The 23,311-nt window shown below is 40.5% G+C and carries 16 protein-coding genes; 4 read left to right on the forward strand and 12 right to left on the reverse strand.

The annotated features are described in order from the left end of the window. Positions 1-112 precede the first annotated feature (112 nt). Complete coding sequence (gene cctA, locus AN944_RS19445) at positions 113-448, reverse strand: tetraheme c-type cytochrome CctA (RefSeq protein WP_055026312.1); 336 nt, start codon at positions 446-448, stop codon at positions 113-115. 323 nt (positions 449-771) lie between these two features. Beyond that, the gene (htpX, locus tag AN944_RS19450) at positions 772-1,635 is read right to left on the reverse strand and encodes a protease HtpX (protein ID WP_055026313.1); all 864 of its coding nucleotides are present in this window, start codon (positions 1,633-1,635) and stop codon (positions 772-774) included. A gap of 441 nt (positions 1,636-2,076) precedes the next feature. On the opposite strand from htpX, the gene pepE reads away from it, so the two are divergent. Next, entirely contained in the window at positions 2,077-2,787 is a 711-nt protein-coding gene (gene pepE / locus AN944_RS19455) for a dipeptidase PepE (RefSeq protein WP_055026314.1), read from the forward strand. Between the two features lie 129 nt (positions 2,788-2,916). Here the strand turns inward: pepE and AN944_RS19460 are convergent, their stop codons facing one another. From AN944_RS19460 to bioB, 9 genes are all read right to left on the reverse strand, one after another. Then, positions 2,917-5,154, reverse strand: a complete 2,238-nt coding sequence (locus tag AN944_RS19460) for a TonB-dependent hemoglobin/transferrin/lactoferrin family receptor (RefSeq protein WP_055026315.1) — start codon at positions 5,152-5,154, stop codon at positions 2,917-2,919. 484 nt (positions 5,155-5,638) lie between these two features. Further along, positions 5,639-7,147 carry an efflux transporter outer membrane subunit gene (locus AN944_RS19465; RefSeq protein ID WP_082420074.1) on the reverse strand — a complete coding sequence of 503 codons (1,509 nt, stop codon included), beginning with the start codon at positions 7,145-7,147 and terminating at the stop codon, positions 5,639-5,641. Then, positions 7,140-10,307, reverse strand: coding sequence for an efflux RND transporter permease subunit (locus tag AN944_RS19470; RefSeq protein WP_055026316.1), 3,168 nt, complete (start codon positions 10,305-10,307; stop codon positions 7,140-7,142). The genes AN944_RS19465 and AN944_RS19470 overlap by 8 nt, the downstream gene beginning before the upstream one ends. Continuing rightward, positions 10,307-11,467 (reverse strand): efflux RND transporter periplasmic adaptor subunit, encoded by a 1,161-nt coding sequence (locus tag AN944_RS19475; RefSeq protein ID WP_167692953.1) that lies wholly within the window; start codon positions 11,465-11,467, stop codon positions 10,307-10,309. The genes AN944_RS19470 and AN944_RS19475 overlap by 1 nt, the downstream gene beginning before the upstream one ends. Before the next feature lie 402 nt (positions 11,468-11,869). Beyond that, positions 11,870-12,382, reverse strand: a complete 513-nt coding sequence (locus AN944_RS19480) for an AAA family ATPase (RefSeq protein ID WP_055026318.1) — start codon at positions 12,380-12,382, stop codon at positions 11,870-11,872. A gap of 118 nt (positions 12,383-12,500) precedes the next feature. Continuing rightward, a complete protein-coding gene (gene bioD, locus AN944_RS19485) occupies positions 12,501-13,178 on the reverse strand; it encodes a dethiobiotin synthase (RefSeq protein WP_055026319.1) in 678 nt (225 codons plus the stop codon). Between the two features lie 11 nt (positions 13,179-13,189). Next, entirely contained in the window at positions 13,190-13,963 is a 774-nt protein-coding gene (locus tag AN944_RS19490; RefSeq protein ID WP_055026320.1) for a methyltransferase domain-containing protein, read from the reverse strand. A gap of 53 nt (positions 13,964-14,016) precedes the next feature. Next, entirely contained in the window at positions 14,017-15,135 is a 1,119-nt protein-coding gene (locus AN944_RS19495) for an 8-amino-7-oxononanoate synthase (protein ID WP_055026321.1), read from the reverse strand. Positions 15,136-15,178: 43 nt separating this feature from the next. Continuing rightward, a complete protein-coding gene (gene bioB, locus AN944_RS19500; RefSeq protein WP_055026322.1) occupies positions 15,179-16,231 on the reverse strand; it encodes a biotin synthase BioB in 1,053 nt (350 codons plus the stop codon). A gap of 109 nt (positions 16,232-16,340) precedes the next feature. Between bioB and bioA the strand changes: the two genes are divergently transcribed. The 3 genes from bioA to AN944_RS19515 all read left to right on the forward strand — a co-directional run bounded on the left by bioA (position 16,341) and on the right by AN944_RS19515 (position 22,580). Then, on the forward strand, positions 16,341-17,681 hold the full coding sequence (bioA, locus tag AN944_RS19505) for an adenosylmethionine--8-amino-7-oxononanoate transaminase (RefSeq protein WP_055026323.1): 1,341 nt from the start codon (positions 16,341-16,343) through the stop codon (positions 17,679-17,681). Positions 17,682-18,346: 665 nt separating this feature from the next. Then, positions 18,347-21,325, forward strand: a complete 2,979-nt coding sequence (locus tag AN944_RS19510; RefSeq protein WP_055026324.1) for a TonB-dependent receptor — start codon at positions 18,347-18,349, stop codon at positions 21,323-21,325. A 373-nt stretch (positions 21,326-21,698) separates the two neighbouring features. Next, a complete protein-coding gene (locus AN944_RS19515) occupies positions 21,699-22,580 on the forward strand; it encodes an NAD(P)-dependent oxidoreductase (RefSeq protein WP_055026325.1) in 882 nt (293 codons plus the stop codon). Between the two features lie 131 nt (positions 22,581-22,711). Here the strand turns inward: AN944_RS19515 and AN944_RS19520 are convergent, their stop codons facing one another. Beyond that, positions 22,712-23,311, reverse strand: a complete 600-nt coding sequence (locus tag AN944_RS19520) for a glutathione S-transferase family protein (protein WP_200913387.1) — start codon at positions 23,309-23,311, stop codon at positions 22,712-22,714.

Below are 23,311 nucleotides of genomic sequence, written 5' to 3' on the forward strand. Positions count from 1 at the left end.
ATGAAAACCCCAAACGAGGTGCATGAAAAAGCCAGTAGGGAGTACCAACTGGCTTAATAAAAACCGTCAACCTATTTTAGGACTAGACAGTTACACAGTTCAACTAGCTCAATTACTGAGCAGAGCGACCATCATCATGACAACTATCACAAGTTGGTACGTCACCCACATTCATATCATGTGGTGCGTGACAATCGGCACACATTAACATGCCGTCATGCGGTGCATGGTTATCATCCATTTCAGCTAATGTGCCATGACAGCTTTGACACTGTTCAAACTCATACTCACCATCTGCAGATGGCTCACCATCTGCGTGACAGCTTTCACAGCCACCCATTTCGGCATGGAAATCAGCTAAGTTTTCATCTGACGCAAACGCGTTTGTTGACAATGTCAGAACAGCTAAAGCTGCTGCAAACAAAGCCACAAGAATTTTATTGCTCACTATAATACCCTCCATTTATGATAATAAAGAAAACGATCATCAATTAGCTTTCTTAGTTATCGGTTATCAGCACGACATTTTGACTCAATATTTGGCTCAATATTTGGCTCAATACTTTGACTCTACAATAAACTTAGCTAACACTGCATAATTTAGCAACAGTAAATACAACTACCCAAGCCTAACATTGAACCTTCTCCCTTAACATGCGTCACGTGATGTAACCACAAGATTAAAGTGGTCATCATTCTACTCGCACAATTTCAAAAAGAAAGTATTAAAAAAGGAGCCCTTGGGCTCCTTTTCGCAATCTTATTAATGTATTAGCTGTTTTTAAGTGCGCTAATGCGTTTGTCTAACGGCGGGTGACTCATTAAGAATTCAGCCATTGAACGCTTACCATTAATACCTAATGCAGCCATTTGTGCTGGCATTGCACCAGTTTCTGGCCCTGTTTTTAAACGCTCTAATGCAGCAATCATTTTATGCTTACCTGCAAGTTTAGCTGCGCCTTCATCGGCTTTAAATTCACGAATACGTGAGAAGTAAGCCACAATCATCGAAGCTAAAATACCAAATAGCATATCCATGACGAATACCACTGCCATGTAGGCAAACATACCTAGGCCTTCACCATCTTCACTGTTGTTAGCAACAACGTTATTCACGATGCCAGCAACCACACGAGCAGCAAAAATAACGAAGGTATTAACCACACCTTGGATTAGTGTCAGTGTAACCATGTCACCATTGGCAACGTGACTGACTTCATGGGCTAATACGCCTTCAATTTCATCTTGAGTCATGCCATAAAGCAAACCAGAACTTACCGCGACCAATGCATTGTCTTTGCTTGGGCCAGTAGCAAAAGCATTCATTTCTGGTGATTGGTAAATCGCCACTTCTGGCATTTTGATACCCGCTTGCTCAGCTTGTCGAGCAACCGTTTCAACTAACCAACGTTCAGTGTTATCACGTGGTGTTGTAATGACTTCACACCCCATGGTCTTTTTAGCCATCCACTTAGAAATCGCTAAACTGATGAATGCACCACCAAAACCGAACATGGCAGCAAAAATTAACAACCCGCTCATGCTTGAGGTACTCACCCCAAGTAACGACATCACAATCGAAGCAACTAGCAAAATTGCTAAGTTGGTGCCAATCAATAACATAATACGTAACATTACAACTCCTATCTGGCACTAACGCCGCTTAAAACTTTCTAATAACGTACAACCATGTCTTCATGCATGATTGTTTAAATCTTTTGCCAATTCTACTTTTTACATTGAGTGTATGGCGATAGTTCAATGTATAATGACATAATATGTCCTATTAGGTTATTTTCAAGGTGTCATCGAAAAAAAATGACATAAAATGACAAGTTCTTGAAAATATCACATCAAGCCTAATCTCAGCTGAATGGTCTTCGTTAAATTATGACTTAATCGCTATCAGAGATAAGAAGAGCGCAAAGTCTAGGTAGATAAGATTAATCCAAGCTTAAATTTATCCTCCATTAATCATTTTCCATCCACTTAGGTTATGGTTTGTAATTAATCTTTGTTAATATCCAATAAATATAAGAATAACTAGCGATTAATTAAACAGTTAAGGAAATCGAAATGGCCGTAAATGCATTAATGCTCAGCAGTTCACGTGAAGGCAATACTCCCTATTTAGCCCATGCCATTGAGTTCATCAAACCGCTTACTACTCACGCAAAAAAATGGGTGTTTATTCCCTACGCAGGCGTGAGTGTCGAGTATGATAAATATCTTGCAATGGTCACCGAAGGTTTAGCCCCACTGAATATTGAAGTCAGTAGCATTCATCAATACAGTGACCCAAAACAAGCGATAAAAGATGCTGATGGAATTTTAGTTGGCGGCGGTAATACTTTCCAATTATTAAACGAGTTATACCGTTACGATTTGGTGCATTTATTAAATGAGCAAGTTAGCAATGGTAAGCCATATATCGGCTGGAGTGCGGGTTCAAACATTACTGGTCTAAGTATTCGCACAACAAACGATATGCCGATTGTTGAACCAGCTTCATTTACTGGCTTAAAACTGTTGCCATTTCAACTAAACCCGCACTACACCAACTATCAAGCACCTGGTCATAACGGTGAAACTCGAGCGCAGCGATTACTTGAATTTACGATTGTCGATCCTATTACGCCAGTTATTGGTATTCAGGAAGGCACTGCCCTTTGGCGTCAAGGTGATACTCTCTCACTTGTCGGTGAAAAGGACGCATATTTATTCCATGGTAAAGAACAAGAGGTCGTCATTCCTGTTGGCAGTGATTTAAGCCATTACTTAGATTAATCCCTCATTAATACTGGGTAGGTTCTGCATAAAACCTTGCGATTGAATCATACCTAACCAAAAAAGCCTTAAATTCATATTGAATCTAAGGCTTTTTAACGCTTTTAACCGCTAAGTTAACTCAGCGATTTAGAAAGTATAATTGACTTTAAGACTGAAATAACGGCCCGGTTGCGTGTAATTATCTTCTGTCACACCTAAGTTAGACATTAAAAATTTAGATTGGCCAGCCACATCAGCGTAATCAATGTACTCAGTGTCAAATACGTTGAATATCCCGCCACGTAATGTCCAATTGTCACTAAGCATGACATTGGCCGTAATATCAAATACTGCGTAACCTGCTGTATTGTAAACTTCGTTAAAGCTATCACCCCAACCAGGTAAAATGTCTAAATCAGTTGTTCTATCCATATTGTCAGCAAAACGAACCGTCAAGCCAAAATCCACTTCCTTATTAGCAAGATAAGTGTAGTAATTCATCCCGACATTACCTTTAAGCGGACTAACTGAATTTAAATAATCACCGTTTTGATCTTCACCATGGGTATAAGCAATGTTACCCCATAGTTCAATTTCATTTGTAAACCAGTGACTAAATGACGCTTCTGCACCGTAAAGGGTAACTTCATCATAGTTAACATATTGGTATTCCAAACGTGGGTTTGGAAACGGAGGGAAGACAAAATTTACAAATTCCCAATCAATATAGTCTTTGGCTTGTGTGTAGAATGTGGTCAATTCGTAACGTGTATCACCATGATGACCACGACCCCCTATCTCAACAGTATGGCTTGATTCTGACTCTAAATCGTAGTTTGCTTGAATCAATACAGGGAATGGCATTTTGCCATCTTTAACCTCAAGCTCACCCCATTTTTGATCAGGTGTTGGCATTTTATAACCATACGCATACTGAGCGTATACGTTGACGTTATCGGTCATATGGTACACAAGACCTAACTTAGGTGACCAAAAGCCATCGCTCATCTCTTCAAAATCAGCAGGATCACGACCAGCATCTTCAGCTTGTTGTTGATCAGGTGTATTACTGAAGTAATCGTAACGCAAGCCTAAAATAGCATTTAACTTACCATCGTAAAAAGTAATATCATCTTGAATGAAAGCACCAACTCGTAAGCTTTTAGTATCTGCAAATGAGAATGTATCCGTATCAGATGGCGACCAGCTACCATTGTCATCAATCACTTGATAATCACGAGGACGGCTCATTTCTGATTGTTCAACATCAAGGCCATAAATAATATTGTGATCGTGACCCGTTAGCGATAATGATTTAGCAAACGTACTTGCAAATCCAACACGGTACTCATCAAATTGGTAATCTCTTTTCTCGGTAATGTCACGAATACCGCCTTGGGCGCCATCATAATAATCACGTTTTTCTGTTTGATCTGTTTTACCGTAATACAAAACAAAATCGACACTATCGTGGATACCACGGTCTTTAGTCGAACGAAGACGCAAAGAGGTATTTAACGCCTGTGTTTGACGGTCGTAGTCAATTGAACTTAAGTTATCTAAGCTGTTTTCCCAGCGATCTAATTGCTGGTTCATGTAATCAACGGTTAACTGTAAGTTAGTGTCATCATTGAAGTGATATTTGCTTTTTACGATAAAGCTATCAGTGACAAGATCACTATCAGGCAAAGTACCATCGTAGTTTTGCTGCTCTTCACCTTCACGGCGTTGATACGTTACTAAGTTATCAAAATTACCTGCAGAAAATGCACTAGTAAAACCCGCAGTGTACTCATCATTCATACCTGTGTAACCAGCATTCGCCGAGAAGTAGTAATCTTCACCACGTAAATAGTCATCAGCATCTTTAGTGGTCATCACAAGAACACCACCTAATGCATCTGAGCCATACATCGTTGATGCAGCTGCTTTTAATACTTCAACTTGTTTTAAGCCTTCGACTTCTGTCAGGCCACGACCTGTACCTTCAGCACCTGGGCCTAATGGTGATGCGTATTGATTATTTACACGAACACCATCTTTAACCATCATCACACGGTTTCCGCCGATACCGCGAATAGTCACTGAGCTAGGTTTGCCTGCACCACCTTTAACATCAACAGCGGCTTCATTTTTGAACAGCGTTGCGAAATCTGAACTCATGTTGCGAGCAATAGCTTCTTCATCAATTACAACAACTGAGCCAGCAACTTGATCTAATGTTTGCTCAACACGTGAGCCAGAGATAACAATCACTTCATGGAAGTTAGAGATAGATTGTTTAATGTCTTCTTTAGATACAACTTCATCTGTATCTGCCATAACCTGAGGGGATAATGCAGCAGCAATTGCAGCACTAATTAATTTAACTGAAAGTGGTTTCATCAACGCTATCCTTAATTAAAACTTAATAGGAATTAATCTCATCTCGAATTGCGCAGGAGTCTACCATGAAGTATTTTTCACATAGCGATCTCGATCCCAATATCCATTTATCGTGAATAAACTCATTGAGAATTTTCGCTTATGTTTCATTGATGTAAAAACTTTTCAGAATAATATTTACCAACATGAGCCAAAGCTAATTTAAAAAATAACATTTGTCACTTTTTGCATCTAACATCAGTCATCAAAGCAACACCGTCTAAGTTAAGCTTTGGGTTTACATGACTTTAATAGCTATGAATGTAGATTCAATAATGGTGATGAAGAGGACTAAAGTCACTTTCAGTAAAATATGGAGTGAAATATGGAGTGAAATATGGAGTGAGTACGTTGGCTCGCCAATATAATAGCGAAAGTATGATTCTGTATTTACTAGCATAAAACAGGTTTAGACAATGCTTACCTAAACCTGCTTTAGCAAGTATTAATCAGCGTTTTCTTGGTCAGTGATCTGGGCTAACTCTTCTTGTGTTAATACTCCACCGCCAAGCGAGCGGTAAAGCGTAATCAGCGATAATAAGCGATCACGCTTAACTTGGCTTAAGGTTAACTCAGCACTAAATAAACTGCGCTGTGCATCCATCAAGTCCAAAGAACTTGAAACTCCATTTCGATAACGCAAAGTGGCTAAGCGAGTGTACTCTTTTGACGCTTCAACCAATTCTTGCTGTGCTTCAATCGCTAACTCTGAACGGCGAAAACTATTCATAGCGTCATTGACTTCAAAGTAAGCCTTGAGCACTGTACTTCGATAATTTAAGTGTGCTTGATTAAATGCTTCTTGTGAGATGTCATATTGCGCAGCGATACGACCGGCATTAAATATTGGCGCAGTAATGCCACCAAGTAATGACCAAGTAACACCTTGGCTATCAAATATACTGCTAAGATCATCGGTTTCAGTGCCATAACTGCCTGTTATAGTAAATTGTGGAAAAAAGGCAGTTTTCGCCACGCCGACATTCGCATTAGCGGCGATAAGTTCTTGCTCTGCCGCCTTAACATCTGGGCGCTGAGATAACATTTGAGATGGCACCCCCACAGTGAAGCTGGTCGGGAACAACTGCCGATAAGCTGTAATCTCCTGCTGAGTTTTAAGCACTAAAGGATAGTCAAACTCACCCAAGAGTATTTTTAATTGGTTAGCTTTTGCTTTACGCTCGAAATCTAAGTCAGGTAAAGTGACTTTGGCACTTTGATACTCAACTTCAGCCTGACGAACCTGTAAACCTGAAATCACACCATTTTGTTTACGAAGTCTTGCTAGATTGCGCTCTTTTAAGCGTATTTCAACGGTATTGAGAGAAATTAAATACCGCTGTTCAATATCCAACCATTCATAGTATCGAGTCGCGACATCACTAATCAGGCTAATAACCGCTAAATTTAACGCTTCTTGCGCAGATAGGAAGTTTGCATATTCAGCTTCACTGCGACGACGGTTAGCTCCCCAAACATCTAGCTCCCACGATACCGTGCCATCTAAAGTAAACTCGTTACCATGTTCTGGATCGGTATTGGTAATCGCACTATCAATAGAGCGCTCTGCATCTGCATTAATGCCAAAAGCTGGATATAAAGCTGAGTCTGTTACCGTGACTTCTCTTCGTGCAGCAATTAATCTTGAGCGTACAGTTTCTAAGTCTAGATTCTGCTCAAGCGCATGACTGATAAGCACTTGTAAATCTTCATCAAGATAAAACGCTTTCCAATTAGCAAGCCCCAAATTTTCTTGAGACTCTTGTGCTAAATCATCATGATACTGAGCTGGGACTTCAATGTCAGGCCGCTGGTAGTCAGGCCCCATAGCGCAACTGGATAACAGTAACGTTACACTCGCCCCAAAAAGGATAGACAGATAACTTTTTCCTTTGACTCTAATCCCATCAACATAGCCTTGTGTCGGGGCAGATAAGCTGGAAAATTTAAGCATGGTTGCCCTCCTCATTCGTGTCCGTATTTTGCACTTTTTGCACAGGATTTGGCTTGGTTTCATTTGAGACTTTAGATTTAAACCAACCCACTGTCGTGACGAAAAATAACGGCACCATGACAATACCTATGGTTGTCGCAAACACCATCCCACATAAAATTGGAATAGAAATGCTTTGCCTACTCACAGCTCCTGGGCCAACAGACAGAACCAAAGGTAATACCCCTAGAATAAATGCCATTGAGGTCATTAAGATTGGTCTAAAGCGCATATTGGCAGCCTCTAACGCTGCATCAATTCGACTTTTGCCCTCTTTATGTAATTGATTCGCAAATTCCACAATTAAGATTGAGTTTTTAGCTGCCATACCAATCAAGGCGATAAAGGCCACTTGGAAAAACAAGTTACTTTCCATACCACTCACTAAGGTGCCCAGTGCCGCTCCCAACATTGCAATAGGGGCAATTAGCAGTACAGCAATCGGGATTGTCCAGCTTTCATACAGTGCTGCTAAAAACAAAAAGACAAATAACATGGCCAAGGCGACCGCAATACTCGTTTGATTTGCAGATTGTACTTCTTGGAACGTAATACCAGTCCATTCATAACTAAACTCATTCGGCAGCATTGGTTTTGCTACTCGTTCAATCGCTTTAATCACATCACCTGAGGCATATCCTTGTGCAGGTGTAGCATTAATCGAGACACTACTGAATAAGTTATAATGGGTCACTGCCGCAGGGCCAACTGAGTATTCATATTTAGCTAACACACCAATGGGTACCATAGCGCCAGATGCCGAGCGTACATAGTAATCTTTAATTTGCTCTGGAAACTGGCGATATTGCTCTTCTGCCTGAACCTTCACTCGGTAGACTCTGCCAAATAAATTAAAGTCATTTACGGTAGATGAATCAGTAAATGTTTTAATCGTGCTGTAGATATCTGCCACATTCACGCCAATGGCCATCGCTTTTGCTTCATCAACAGTCAAATGCAGTTGTGGGATTGCACTTTGTAATGACAAACTAGCTTTAGCGATTTCTGGTTGAAGTTTTAATGCTTCTATCAGTTCATCTGCTGTTTCAGTTAACCCTTTAAAATTGGTACCAGATGTATCTTGCAACTCCATTTCAACACCTGAGCCGTTACCTAAGCCCGGAACAGCAGAAGGAAGATAAATATTAAAGTCCGCCTCTAAGATATCTTGAAGTGAGCCTTGAATGTCTTTCATCACTTTTTGGACTGTAGCATCTGACTCTGCTCTTTCAGCCCAAGGTTTAAGAATAACTTCAAATTGTCCATTCGCCTGATTTGAGCCTGAACGTTTATTTTCCCCTGCTAGCGTAAATGAATATGCCACCGCGGGATGAGCTAAAACATGAGATTCAGCTTTTTTAAGAACAGCTTGAGAGCGATTAACCGTTGCACCGTCAGGCAAGGACATATCAATGAAAAAGCGGCCTTGATCTTCATCAGGCATAAAACTTGACGGTAAAGACGTCATAATGAAATAAACCCCGCCAACCATCAATGCAAACAGTAAATAACTGCGTTTAGCATGCTTGGTTGTCAACGCCACCAGCGATACGTATTTGGTGGTACTCATATCAAGTTTATCGTTCATCCACTTGAAAAAACCAGAGCTCGGCTTATCGCCAGGTTTTAACAATAACGCACATAATGCAGGTGACAGTGTTAAGGCAACCACTGTAGAAATCAGCACTGCGACCGTAATCGCAACCGCAAATTCACGATACATGATCCCTGTGATTCCAGATAAAAATGAAACAGGCACAAAAACGGCAGCCAGCACAAGACTCGTAGCCACTAGCGCCCCTGATAATTCCTTCATCGCAACGCGAGTCGCTTCAACCGATGATAGGCCCTTCTCGTTCATTAACCGCTCAACATTTTCAACCACCACAATGGCATCATCCACCACAATACCGATGGCCAGTACCAGCGCTAATAAACTCACCGTATTTATCGTAAAACCAAAAGCTAACATTGCTGCCAATGTGCCAATCAAGGACACAGGTACAGCAATCGCAGGAATTAAAGTGGCTCGCACATTTTGTAAGAATAAAAACACCACTAAGATAACCAGAATAAGCGCTTCTACTAGGGTTTTAACCACTTCATCAATTGAGTTTTCAATAAAGACAGACGCATCAAAAAAGACTTCCCAATTCATACCTTGAGGGAATTTTTCGGCCAGTTTCGCCATTTCTTTTTTAACGTTTTTAGTGACCTCTAGCGCATTGGCTCCTGGTAATAAATACACTTGTAAAATGGTCGCGTTAGCGCCATTTAATTGAGATTGTAATGTATAAGCAGAGGAGCCAAGTTCAATATCGGCAATATCCCGCAAGCGAACGATAGAGCCATCATTATTAGCTCTTACTATGATTTCTTTAAACTGAGGAACGCTACTCATACGGCCCGCAGCAGTAATAGGTAATGTCATACTAAGCGCATCACTATTGGGCTGAGAGCCAATAGTGCCAGCTGGCGACTCTTTGTTTTGCGCTTTAATTGCACTAATAACATCAGCAGTCGTTAACCCATAGCCTGCCATAGTGTCCGGCCGTAACCACACCCGCATTGAATAACTGCGCGAACCAGTATTACGAACACGACCGACACCTGGAATACGTTTTAATGCAGACTCAATGTTAATTGTGCCGTAGTTACTGAGGTAAATTTCGTCAAAGCGTTCATCAGTTGAGGTTAACGCAAGCTTTAATAATTCAACAGAGGCTTCTTTTGACACAGAAACGCCTTCCGTTTGCACATCAATTGGCAAACTACCTGTAGCTTGTTGAGTCGAATTTTGAACATCAACAGCAGCCAAGTCAGGATTGGTTCCAACATCAAAAGTTATTGTGACATTGGCACTTCCTGAATTAGTACTTTTTGAACTCATATAAATCATGTTAGGTAAGCCATTGAGCTCTTGCTCAAGTGGCGTGGCAACAGATTCTGCAGCGGTAGTAGACGTTGCACCGGGATAAGATGCCGATACTTTCACCTGAGGTGGCGTAATATAAGGGTATTGGTCAATAGGCAATTGAAACATGGAAATAAGGCCAAGCAACACAATAACGATTGATATTACGCATGCATAAACGGGGCGATTAACAAAAAACTGAGCCATTATTTTTGCTCCTGTTCTTGTTCCAATATCTGTTGCTGAAGCGCTTGCTCTTTTTCAATTGCATCTTCTTTTTTTAGATATTGTTCTGCAGTTAACGGCTCTGCGAGTTGGCCATGTCGAACACGATGCATGCCTTCGACAATGACTAATTCACCCGCTTTTAAGCCACTCTTAACCACTACACCTAGTTGGCTTTGGTGTTCAATCACAATGAATCTGCGTTCGACTTTATTATTTGGTAATACCACCATGACATACACGCCTCCTTGCTCAACTTGCGTTGCTTTTTGAGGGATCACGATGGCATCTTTCATTTCATTCAACTTGATGCGCACATTGGTGTATTGGCCAGGTAGAAGCTCTCTATTGGGGTTTGGTAACTCTGCTCGCACTTCAAAAGTGCCCGTTTCAGGGTTTACTGATGGGTCAGTAAAGCGAACATTACCTAAGTATCGATATTCACTGTCATCAGGCAAGGTGATAGTGACAAAACCTTCAACCGCTTTACCTTCTGCTTCTGCTTCTTGTTGCTCAGAATAACTGGTCATGCGTCGGCGAGCATTGAGGTAATCTAATGCTGACATATTAAAAGTCACATAGATTGGATCAACCTGTTTAACACGGGTCAATAAAGACTGGCCATTACTGCCAACCAATGCCCCGATATCAACTTCGGAGCGGCTCACTAATCCTGAAATTGGTGAGGTAATTTGGGTATAACTTAACTCAAGCTCAGCTTCTTCAAGCTCTGCTTTACTTGCTGCAAGACTTGAACGAGCCTGAGACAATATCGAAATCGCATTATCAAAATCTAATTGGCTAGCAGCATCTTGCTCATACAAAGGCTTTAAACGTTCAACATCTCGTTGAGACTTATCTAAAACAGACTGCTGAGACTCCACATTCGCTTTTAAACGGTTTACCACAGCCAAATAAGGTCGATTATCAATACTGTAAAGTAAGTCGCCTTCTTTAATGGCACTCCCTTCAATAAAGCTTTTATCCTGTACAAAACCATCGACACGCGCCCTAACCTCAACATCGAGTGATGCCTTGGTTACACCGACATAATTACCGAATAAAGGCACCGTTGCCGTATCCACTTGTTCAACCACAACCAATTTGGGTGTGATAACAGGTTCTGGGGTTTCACAACCCATTAATAAGGTTACTGCTGCGAATAAAGAAAATGTCGCACGAGTTGCAGAGTTAAATTTTGCCATATCTATAACCTAAACCTTTTGTAGTGAACCGACGCTTCATTGTTTAAATTTTGTTAGTAAGATATTACTACATGTGATTGGGAAATGTTTGAAAAATCGGAGTTTTATTTAGAATTAAACATAGCAGAAAAATAGTCATCGTTTTTACTTATTGCGCTAATACCTCTGTTAAATAAAATAGAAGCGAGTCTCATTAATGACTTCGCTTTATATTAGTTAGAACCAATTAACGCTTAAGTCATATATCATCGCCAAAATTCAACCTTCTTTATTAACAGAAACAATCACGCAAACTCTTGCTCAATTGAAAAGATATCGTTGAATTTTAGACAGGCCTAACTATGAAGTCATATTGTCGAGTAACACGCGAGCGCTCACATTGGATTTAAACATCATTTTCGTGGCTTTCACGTCACGATATAAACGCTCGTGCGCTGACAGTGAAAAGGTATCTTCTCGAGTCGTATATTGGCCAATCCAATCAATTAACATTGGCAAATTAGCATCTTGCGCTTGTTTGTCAGGATATTTGTGCGGCTCCCATGGACGTCGCTTTGCATTATCAACACATTCACTAACTGGCAGGTTTAGAAAAATAGCTTCTTCAGCAAAAGGAGCAACTAATGCTAATAAGTCAGCATAGCAGCCTTCAATCACCCAATTTGTATACTTGTCTAAAAATGATTGAATATGAAGCTTAGATTGTTCGAGGGGTAATCGAGTGGGTGGATTAGATGCTTGCCACGCAATGGTGTCTAAATCTAAGTGAGAAAGCTGGTGACGCTTTGCTAAGGCACAAGCCAACGTCGATTTACCTGAGCCTGAATTACCGAAAATAATAACTTTGTTCATATCTCACCCTAGAAACGGTTCAATCACATTGACGTAAAACAAAAATTAAGTGGCGTTTTTACTACCTCATTCAATAAACTCATTCAATAAACTGATGAATTAACCTGACTTTATAAACTTACAGTAGATTAGTGAGTGTAATAAACTTTGCTGCCTGTGCTGCACTTGGCTGACTTAAATGAGGAATATAGCCCAGAAATGGAGCCGACATTATTTGCTGTAAACTGGCTAAATTTTCTTGCTGATTAGCCATGTTAGGATCGACTTGATTCGCAACCCAACCCGCTATCTTTAACCCATCAGCCACCACAGCTTCTTGAGTTAACAATGCATGATTCAAACAGCCTAATTTCATCCCAACCACCAAAATAACACCTAACTCGTTGTTTGAGTTTAATCGCTTCACTGAGTCTGACAAGAACTCACCATTGCCAAGGGGTAATCGCCAACCACCCGCACCTTCAATCAAGCTAAAGTCTGCACTCAATAGCGCCGCCAAAGGTAATGACTCCACAACCCCTTGCGCGGTTAACTTGACCCCTTGCGCGTTTGCTGCAATGTGTGGCGCGATGGCAGGTTCAAATGAAACAGGATTAATCTGCGAATATTCAAGTTTAATACTGGATTGAGCGATTAACGCTAATGCGTCGCTATTTCTTAGCCCTTGGGACGTTTGTTCACAACCTGAAGCTATCGGTTTTACACCTATGGTTGAGCCATTAGCGGCATGCAGCAATGCTGAAGAAACTAATGTTTTACCACTATCAGTATCTGTACCTGTGACAAAATAGAGCATCGCAATTCGCCTTATTTTTTAATCAAATGTAAGTAGATTATTTGGTATGTCAGTGGAATACCTTGCTCAACTCTCAGTGATTCCGCTTTCTCAGTCAGTGCAAGCCAGTCTTGGCGGCCTCGTAAACTCACTGAGCCTTGCTTTTCTTTAGACTGAGTTTGCTGATGTGACTTAACTGACGCCCCAACTCCTTTGATGGAATACAATAAAGTGCGTAAGTCTGTAAAATATAAACTCTCACTGCAATGCTCAGCGTTTTCAATCTGCCAGTGGTGCTTATTTGCTTGAGCGACGATGTCATCAAAATGAGAAAAATCATTGTGCCCCAGCCCCAATTTGCTTAATTCAGGTAAACTGCCCGCAGACACAATACTAATTAAGCAATGAGCACCTGGCTTTAATATACGATAAAACTCACTTAGCACTGCGGGTAAGTCTTCACACCACTGCAATACTAAGTTTGAATACAAACCATTAAATTGATTGGCACTAAGCGGTAATGCTGCAGCATCGGCACATAGCGTATGGTAATCAGGAAAATCTTGCTTCACCATAGCTAGCATTTCCAATGACAAATCAACCGCCATTACCTGCTTGATTTGATTTTGCTGTGGATTAACTAAAGTAAAATCAGTACCAGGACCACAGCCGATATCAACAATATCTCCAGATAAAATTTGGTGCGTCAGTAATTTTTCTGCTGTTCTTCTTTGCAACACATCATGCTGTTTATAACATTTGGCCGCTTGAGAAAACTTTTCAGCTACTGGATTTTTAAAAGTCATCGATACTCTCAAATAGGAGATAACTGCAAATTGGCAGTGTATAAAATATAATTTTAATTGTGTGGATGGATTAATCTAGATAATGCCATGACCAACTGATTTATCTGTGTTTTTGTGTGCTGTGTATTAAGTGTAATTCGAAGCCTTGCTTGACCTTTTGGCACGGTAGGCGGTCTAATCGCACCAACAAGTAACCCTACCGCCCTCAATTGCTCCGCAACCATAATAGTCTGCTCACTGCTGCCGATAATAACGGGTTGAATAGCGGTTTCAGACTCTGCTAAATCGATTTTTTCTTGCGCGCAAGCCTGCTTAAAATAGTGAATATTGTCTTGAAGCGAATTAAGCCGATGAGGTGAACTTTGGGTGAGTTTTACAGCCGCGAGCGCTAAGTGCGCATTAGCAGGCGATAGTGCTGTTGAATATATATAGTGACGAGATTGAGCAACCATGAAATCAATTACAGCTTGACTGCCTAATATCGCAGCGCCTTGACAACCTAATGCTTTACCGAAAGTCACAACTTGTATATCACAATATTGGCTAACGGAACTGGCATCCAATACCCCAAAACCATGCGCATCATCAACAACTAACCACGTATTATACTGTTGGCACAAGCCTTTTAACTCAGCTAACGGCGCTTTGTCACCGTCCATACTAAACACACTTTCGGTCAGTAATATTGATTCGGGATGACGAGTTAACAACTGCTCTGCATGCTGTAAATCATTATGCTTAAAGCGTTTAAGGCTTGCACCTGAATCCTTTACGCCGTCAATCATTGAAGCGTGGATTAACTTATCCGCTATGACGACATCATTGCCATCAACAAGTGTTTTAAGTAATGCTTGATTTGCACTGAATCCAGAGCAAAACAATAACCCAGCTTCATGTCCTGTGACCTCACACAAGTGTTTCTCTAAATCATGATGCGCTTGACTGTAACCTGAAACTAAAGGTGACGCCTTGCTGCCCACGCCATAACGATTTGCACCTTGATTTAAAGCGGAAATCATTTCAGCACTAGTGGCTAAACCTAAATAGTCATTGTGACTAAAGTCAATCACATGTGAAGAAACGTCTGTCTGATTACGCTTTCTAAGCAAGCCATCTTGATCCAGCTGTTGCATGCGCTGATTGATCTTATCGAGTAACGGATGACTTGCCATAAATACAGCCTGCTTTTATAACGAACAATTCTCTTGAAAATTCTTAAATCGCACCAGCGTCAAAGAACTGCTTAGTCGCCTTATCTTTTTTAGCATTGGCCTTAGCTAATAAAGCGCTATCAGATTCTATATTGGCAGAGGGGCCTTGTTCAGGATGAAGACCTAAACGCTTAAATAACGTCATGTCATCATTTTCTTCTGGATTCGGTGTCGTTAATAACTTGCAACCATAGAATATCGAATTTGCGCCTGCAAAAAAGCACATAGATTGCAGTTCATCAGTCATGTTTTCACGACCTGCCGATAAGCGAACTCGTGATTTAGGCATAATGATCCTAGCCACAGCGATGGTGCGTACAAACTCAAGTGGATCGAGATCATCAATTTTTTCAAACGGTGTTCCAGCTACCTTAACTAACATATTAATTGGCACTGAATCAGGGTGCTGCTCAAGATTCGCTAACTGTTGTAAAAGCCCTGCACGGTCAGTCGCTTTCTCGCCCATGCCAACAATCCCGCCAGAACACACTTTCATGCCTGAAGCACGTACATTAGATAAAGTATCAATACGGTTTTGGTAAGTACGAGTGGTAATAACATCACCATAGTATTCTGGCGATGTATCTAGGTTATGGTTGTAGTAATCAAGACCCGCATCAGCAAGTTCATCTGACTGCTCTTTTGACAACATACCAAGTGTCATGCAGGTTTCCATGCCTAATGCTTTTACATCCTTAACCATTTGCGTTAAATAAGGCATGTCACGCTCTCGTGGGTTTCGCCAAGCAGCGCCCATACAAAAACGAGAAGCGCCAGCGGCTTTAGCACTTTTAGCCTCAGTCAACACCTTTTCAATCTCTAATAAACGCTCTTTTTCAAGACCCGTATCATAACGAGCACTTTGAGGGCAATATTTACAGTCTTCTGGGCATGCGCCGGTTTTTATCGATAATAAACGACTAATTTGTACTTCGTTAGGATCAAAAGTTTCACGATGAATACTGTGTGCTTTGAACAGTAAATCATTCATAGGTAAAGCAAATAATGCTTCAATTTCTGCTTTGCTCCAATCGTGACGGATCGCTGACGATGACATGGTTAATCCTTTTTATTCATTTTATATTCGCTTGTTGTTGGGTTAGGATACCTTGAGCATGTAAACTGTCAATGCTATCAAGCAACACAACTTGACTAACGGTTAAAATATGAACAATTCATTACAACAATCTCCAGCTAATATTGATTTCGAATTTGATAAAAAGCATATATGGCACCCTTATACTTCTATGCATAACGCGGCAAAAGTAACCGGTGTGGTTAGTGCTGAGGGATGTGAGTTAACCCTAAGCGATGGCCAAGTTGTTATTGATGGCACCAGTTCTTGGTGGGCTTGCATCCATGGCTATAATCATCCTGAAATTATTGAAGCCATGCAGTATCAATTAACCACATTAAGCCATGTGATGTTTGGCGGTATTACCCACGCACCTGCAGTTAACTTGTGTAAACGCCTTGTGGATATGACGAGCCCTAATCTGACTAAAGTATTTTTAGCTGATTCAGGATCAATTGCAGTTGAAGTTGCGATGAAAATGGCAATGCAATATTGGCAAGGTAAAAACCAATTCAAAAAACAACGAATATTAACGGTTAAACGCGGCTATCACGGCGACACGTTTGCCGCGATGAGCGTATGCGATCCTGATAACGGTATGCACACCATGTTTGGTGACGCAGTCACCGAGCAATTGTTTGCCCCAGCGCCGACGTCTTCTTTTGGAGAAACTTTAGCAGTTAATGATACTGCTGCACTCGAAGCCATATTAAAGCAACATCACCACAATATTGCTGCACTGATTATTGAGCCTATTATGCAGGCAGCGGGTGGAATGCACTTTTATTCTGCTGAGTATTTAAAAGCAATTCGACAACTTTGTGATCAATACAATGTACTTTTAATCCTGGATGAAATAGCCACAGGTTTCGGCAGAATTGGAAAGTTATTCGCATATGAATATGCCGAAATCGAAGCTGATATTTTATGCTTAGGCAAGGCGTTGACAGGGGGGTACATCAGCTTAGCAGCGACAATTTGCAGCGATGAAGTCGCTAATGGCGTAAGTGACTCCCCTGCCGGTGTTTTTATGCATGGTCCAACTTTTATGGGTAATCCACTCGCTTGCTCTGCTGCAGATGCCAGCTTAAAAATATTACAAACGGGTCAATGGCAACATCAAGTGGATGCCATCGAAAAGCAAATGAAGCAAGAACTAGCTGAAGCAATTGAATTTGAACATGTCATAGATGTACGAGTACTTGGCTCAGTTGGCGTAATAGAAATGAACAGTGCCATTAACACCGGGGCACTACAGCAAGCATTTATTAAGCTTGGTGTATGGATAAGACCTTTTGGTCATGTACTGTATATCACCCCGCCATACACGATTAGCTCAGAGCAATTAACCACATTGACCCAAGCTTTGAAATCCATCGCTAAAAACATCACATTAGAGCAAGCTACAGCTGATACATTCAGTAATGGCTAATTATTTATCTGTGCAGCAACTCGCTGCACTTAATCATATTTTAACTGCTATAACCACTATCGTTGACTTTTAAATTGACTAGAGCCTGAAATATATAAAGTCGCCAGACCTAGAAACAATTTCTAGTTTGGCTACTTAGCCTCTGCAATCATGCGCCGCATACCATAAAAGCGACTCATTAAGCTGATTGATACCAACTCCATGTTTGAGCTATGACTTCACAATCAGTGTTACCCTGCAAATTTTTCGAATACGATTAGCAAATACGATTAACATGTGCATATTGCAAGACACCACACCAACCATCATTACCAAAAACCATTACCAAGCAAACTTACCAATTAAGACTCATCTGTAGAAAAAATCAAAAAAGTTACATTGTTTTAATATAATCAAATCAACAATCTGATGATTAATTCAGCACTAATCGCTACTTTTAGCGACTAACACCTTACCAATCAACTTAAAATCTGACACAAACAAGCAGCCAACACTTTTACTCCTATTTAGCTGTCATTGAACCCTGCCACCAATCATTACCAGATTGGTAATAACATGTTGCATTAATTGGTAACGTGTTATATAAATGTTTCTGTTGTTTAAAATAACAACAATTGGTCATACCAAAAAAGGCAAGACCAAAGGGAATAATTTTCGGGGGAATTATGAAGCTCAACAAAATAAGTGCAATGTTTAGTGCGACTAAAAATAAATCAACTAATATAACGATTTTTGGTGCAACACTAACAGCTCTACTGTCTATGCCGACATTCGCTGCTGATGCTGAAACTCAAAATGCAGAAACAGACGAAATTGAAGTCATTGCAGTTAAAGGGATATTTGGCAGTTTAAAAGCAGCTAATTTACTAAAGCGAGCCGATGATCGTATTGTCGATGCTATTGTTGCAGAAGACATTGGTAAATTACCTGATAATAACATTGCAGAAGCTCTGCAACGAATTACAGGTGTTTCTATTGGAACTGACTTCGGGGTGGGTGAGTCAGTAACAATTCGAGGCGTATCTGAAAACTTGATACTACTTAATGGTCGCTCTACTGCAGGTGCTGGTCGTGGCGGTATTGGATTGGATGACTTTCCTTCAAGCTTTTTGAAAACAGTTGAAGTCATTAAATCACCTACACCTGACATGATTGAGGGTGCTTTAGGTGGTACGGTAAACATGCAAACCATTCGTCCATTAGAGCTGTCAGAACCACTTGTGGCAATTACGCTTGATGGCGAATATTCAGATAAAACAGAAAATACTGCACCAAATTTTTCAGCTGGTATTGGTAATAACTGGGATTTAGGTGATGCAGGTACATTTGGTGCTTCAGCTAACCTTGCTTATTTAGACCGTGAACTGCGCCGCGATGAATATTTCAACAAAGTTGATTTGCTCGATAACATCGATATTAACGGTGACGGCGTTGTTGATGACTCAGGTGGACCTAATGGCAAATACTTACGTAGAACGCAAAGCACGTTAGAGCAAAAAACAGAAGAACGTGAACGTACAGCTTATGGTATTTCACTACAATGGGAACCTGTTAGTGCTGAAGCCAACATTTATCTTGATTTGAATGCAACTAAACTTGATGGCGGCCAATCTGCTTATTCTATCTTAGATGTGGGTGGTAGTTCTGTAGCAAGAAGTGATTCTTACTATGATGCTAACGGTCAGCTACATAATTACGATTTAGATGGTGTCCTTGTAATTCCAAAAACTTGGAGTGACTTTACGACATCAGATACCACCTCTCATGCCCTAGGTGGTGAGTGGTTTATCACTGATAACATTGAATTATCTGCTGAATACTCAATATCAAAATCTAAAGAAAAACAAACAGCAAATGAATTTAACTTACGTCCAATTGAACGTACAGATCCGACCCTTGATCTTGTAACACATACCAGTACAGGTAGTTCTTTTACGGGCAGTGGCATTCCTGGTTACACATATGCTGATTCAGGTATGTTAACTAACCCTGATAACTTAGTATTTCGTGAATTCTTCCATAAAACACTTGAAACTGACAATGAAGAACAAGCATTACGCTTTGACTTCAAAATCTCTGACATTGGTGTAGATTGGGTATCAGCGGTAAAAGCTGGTGTGCGCTTTACTGACCGAGATTATAGTGCCAACCGCTATGACCTAAAACCTATCAACGGCAACACTACCCTTAAAGATTCTTATAAAAAAGCAACCAATGCTGACGGACTCTATAGCCCTATTTGGATTGATAATCCTGTACTGGCTGACAGCATGAAAATCGTTAACATGAGTAATTCATTTGACCAAACAGGTGTAAATGGTCAAAACGATTTAATGACTTACAATGTTTATGATGCTGATTTACTACAGAACACTGAAGCCACTTACGCATTAGTTCAACAAATGCTGCAAGGTACTTCTTATGCCATGAACGGCTCATTAGCTGACAACATGGTAGAAGATAATGGTGCATATAAAGAAATTAACGAGAAAACCAGCGCTATCTATGCTCAATTCCATTTGGATTTTGATGATTTAACTGCTGTATTTGGTGGTCGTTATATCCAAACAGAATTAGAGTCTAGCGTTGTTGCTTCTGTTGATGCCAATGGCAACAAAATTCTTGATACTGGCGAAAACGATTATTCAGATTTTCTCCCTAGCTTGAATGTGACCTATACCCTTACAGATGAAACCTTAATGCGCTTTGCTGCTGCAAAAGTTATGCGTCGTGCAGACTTTGATGAGCTAAGCCCAGCATTATCAATTGATAACTCATTAGTGACTGGTACTCAAGGTTCTTACCAACTTGAACCATACCGTGTGACTCAATATGACTTATCTGTTGAACACTATTTTGGTGATGGTGGCATTGTTTCAGCTGCACTTTTCTATAAAGACGTCAATTCATTTACACAAACAGACAGCAGTTGTTTAGCTGACCCAAGTACTGTAGATGGCCAAAACACGACAGAATGGGGCAACGTTTGTTTACTTGATACTGCAGGTCAAAGCCAAGGTGACGTAAACTTTGCAACCGAGGCACAAGGTTTAGCCTACGTTGACTCAGAAAAAGCTGCGGGCAGAACAGGTATTGTTGTTGATACTGATGTTAATGGTGGCAGCGGTGAAGTAAAAGGTGTTGAGCTAGCTTATCAACAACAGTTTACCTTCTTACCAGGTTTCTGGTCTGGATTTGGTGTCAATGCCAACTATACCTATGCTGATAGTGAACAACCTGATGGCAACCCACTGCTAAATATTTCAGAGAATACAGCTAACGGTCAAGTGTACTGGGAAAATGACGACCTTCAATTCCGTCTAGCATATAACTGGCGCGATCGTTACTTATATTCTCAAGCAGAGAAACGCGTTCAAACAGTTGGTGCATTAGGTTATAACGTATTTAACCAAAATGACCCATCAGCAGATAACTTTGATGCGACTGTTGGTAACAACTACCGTGAAGCTCGAGGTCAATTCGACTTTTCTGCAAGTTGGGATATCAATGAACACTTCACTGTTGTTGGTAATGTTGTGAATTTAACTGGGGAACCAATTGAATACACTACAGAGCTAGATTCGGTATGGAAGTACAGTGAATCAGATCGTCGCTATACTGTTGGAGTTCGCGCTAGATTCTAATAAGCCACACTTAATAAGAGCCTTCCGCTACGGGTAGGCTCTTTCTTCAACAATCACCTTTCCATTAATGACAATAAATTTAGCGAAATGACATAACAACACAACTTAGCTTCACAGGTTAACTTACCAATTTAACTTTTGGTAAACCAAAATCTAACAAATTGGTTGACAATAAATTTATTATTAACTAATATTGGTAATAAGCTCGATTTAGATAATATTTACAAATACTTAATAAAGTAGAGCATGTAAAACAATTAATTGCATATTCAAAAATGGACAGTTAATCCATGCAGCTAATTGACTCGCACTATTAAGCGTTGAGCAATCTTTGTTACTCAGATAAACATATATAAAATTTTAGGAGTTAGATATGACAAAGCCAATCATTGGTTTCATCGGCCTTGGTCTTATGGGCGGCAACATGGTTGAGAACCTACAAAAGAGAGGTTATCAAGTCAATGTAATGGATCTAAGCGCTGAAGCTGTTGCACGTGTTATTGACCGTGGCAATGCAACTGCTTTTACATCTGCAAAAGAGTTAGCTGCAGCCAGTGATGTTGTCCAGTTTTGTTTAACGACATCAGCAGTGGTAGAAAAGATTGTATACGGCGATGATGGCGTATTAGAAGGTATTAAACCTGGCTCTGTGCTAGTTGACTTTGGTACATCTATCCCCTCTTCGACTAAAAAAATTGGTGCTGCACTTGCTGAAAAAGGTGTCGGCATGATTGATGCGCCTTTAGGCAGAACACCTGCACATGCTAAAGATGGCCTACTTAACATTATGGCTGCTGGTGACATGGATACTTTTAATAAAGTGAAACCATTACTAGAAGAGCAAGGCGAAAATGTATTCCACCTAGGCGCTTTAGGTGCAGGACATACAACTAAATTAATTAATAACTTCATGGGTATGACAACGGTAGCAACCATGTCGCAAGCATTTGCAGTGGCAAAACTTGCTGGTGTTGATGGACAGCAGTTATTTGACATCATGTCGGCAGGACCTTCTAACTCGCCGTTCATGCAATTCTGTAAGTTCTATGCTGTCGACGGTGAAGAAAAACTTGGCTTCTCAGTTGCGAATGCCAATAAAGACTTAGGTTATTTCCTTGCAATGTGTGAAGACTTAGGGACTAAATCTCTTATTGCTCAGGGCACTTCTACTAGCTTACAAGAAGCGGTAGATGCAGGTTTAGGTCAAAATGATGTTCCTGTCATTTTTGATTATTTCAGTAAGTTAGAAAAATAATATCGACATCGATATTCCTAAAAGATTGATTGTTTTATTAGCTACACCGTTTAACTGAGTTTAAAAAGCCCCTTATCTAGTTTGATACGGGGCTTTATTTTTCTAGTCGCATGTTCTCAAAATCAATGTAATTAATCTTGCATACCGACAAAACCTGGCTGTTGTTCTACCTTACTCAACCATTGCCTTATATTCTCAAAGGGGGTTATATCAAAGCCACCTTCATGGGCGACATGGGTATAAGCAAATAAGGCGATATCGGCTAAACTGAATTGCTCCCCTAAGATAAAGGCTTTGTTGGCTAACTGCTCATCTAGTAATCTCAACACTTGTCTACCCTTAACGTGTAAAAGATCATATTCAGCTTGGCGCTCAATCGGCATATTCTGATAAAGACGAATAAAGCGAGCAACGGCTATACAAGGTTCGTGGGTGTATTGCTCAAAGAAAAGCCATTGATACATTAATGCTTTATCAAACTCATCAGTCGGTATCAGCCCAGACCCTTCTGCTAAATACCCTATAATGGCATTTGACTCTGCCAGCACCCTTCCATCATCAAGCTCAATAATAGGCAGCTTCCCTTGAGGTGATTTTTTCAAAAATGTTGCCGTTTTAGTTTCACCAGCCATTATATCGATATCTCGCCAACGATAAGCTTGATTTAGTAACCTCAACGTTAACTTTACTTTGTAACAATTTCCCGACTTTTCGTCACCATATACAGTTAT

Source organism: Shewanella sp. P1-14-1, assembly GCF_001401775.1.
GTDB classification, from domain to species: Bacteria; Pseudomonadota; Gammaproteobacteria; order Enterobacterales; family Shewanellaceae; genus Shewanella; species Shewanella japonica.

Coding starts and splice junctions, on each gene's coding strand:
- htpX (WP_055026313.1), bottom strand. CDS start 1,635: ATGTTACGTATTATGTTATTGATTGGCACCAACTTAGCAATTTTGCTA.
- pepE (WP_055026314.1), top strand. CDS start 2,077: ATGGCCGTAAATGCATTAATGCTCAGCAGTTCACGTGAAGGCAATACT.
- AN944_RS19460 (WP_055026315.1), bottom strand. CDS start 5,154: ATGAAACCACTTTCAGTTAAATTAATTAGTGCTGCAATTGCTGCTGCA.
- AN944_RS19465 (WP_082420074.1), bottom strand. CDS start 7,147: ATGCTTAAATTTTCCAGCTTATCTGCCCCGACACAAGGCTATGTTGAT.
- AN944_RS19470 (WP_055026316.1), bottom strand. CDS start 10,307: ATGGCTCAGTTTTTTGTTAATCGCCCCGTTTATGCATGCGTAATATCA.
- AN944_RS19475 (WP_167692953.1), bottom strand. CDS start 11,467: ATGGGTTGTGAAACCCCAGAACCTGTTATCACACCCAAATTGGTTGTG.
- AN944_RS19480 (WP_055026318.1), bottom strand. CDS start 12,382: ATGAACAAAGTTATTATTTTCGGTAATTCAGGCTCAGGTAAATCGACG.
- bioD (WP_055026319.1), bottom strand. CDS start 13,178: ATGCTCTATTTTGTCACAGGTACAGATACTGATAGTGGTAAAACATTA.
- AN944_RS19490 (WP_055026320.1), bottom strand. CDS start 13,963: ATGACTTTTAAAAATCCAGTAGCTGAAAAGTTTTCTCAAGCGGCCAAA.
- AN944_RS19495 (WP_055026321.1), bottom strand. CDS start 15,135: ATGGCAAGTCATCCGTTACTCGATAAGATCAATCAGCGCATGCAACAG.
- bioB (WP_055026322.1), bottom strand. CDS start 16,231: ATGTCATCGTCAGCGATCCGTCACGATTGGAGCAAAGCAGAAATTGAA.
- bioA (WP_055026323.1), top strand. CDS start 16,341: ATGAACAATTCATTACAACAATCTCCAGCTAATATTGATTTCGAATTT.
- AN944_RS19510 (WP_055026324.1), top strand. CDS start 18,347: ATGAAGCTCAACAAAATAAGTGCAATGTTTAGTGCGACTAAAAATAAA.
- AN944_RS19515 (WP_055026325.1), top strand. CDS start 21,699: ATGACAAAGCCAATCATTGGTTTCATCGGCCTTGGTCTTATGGGCGGC.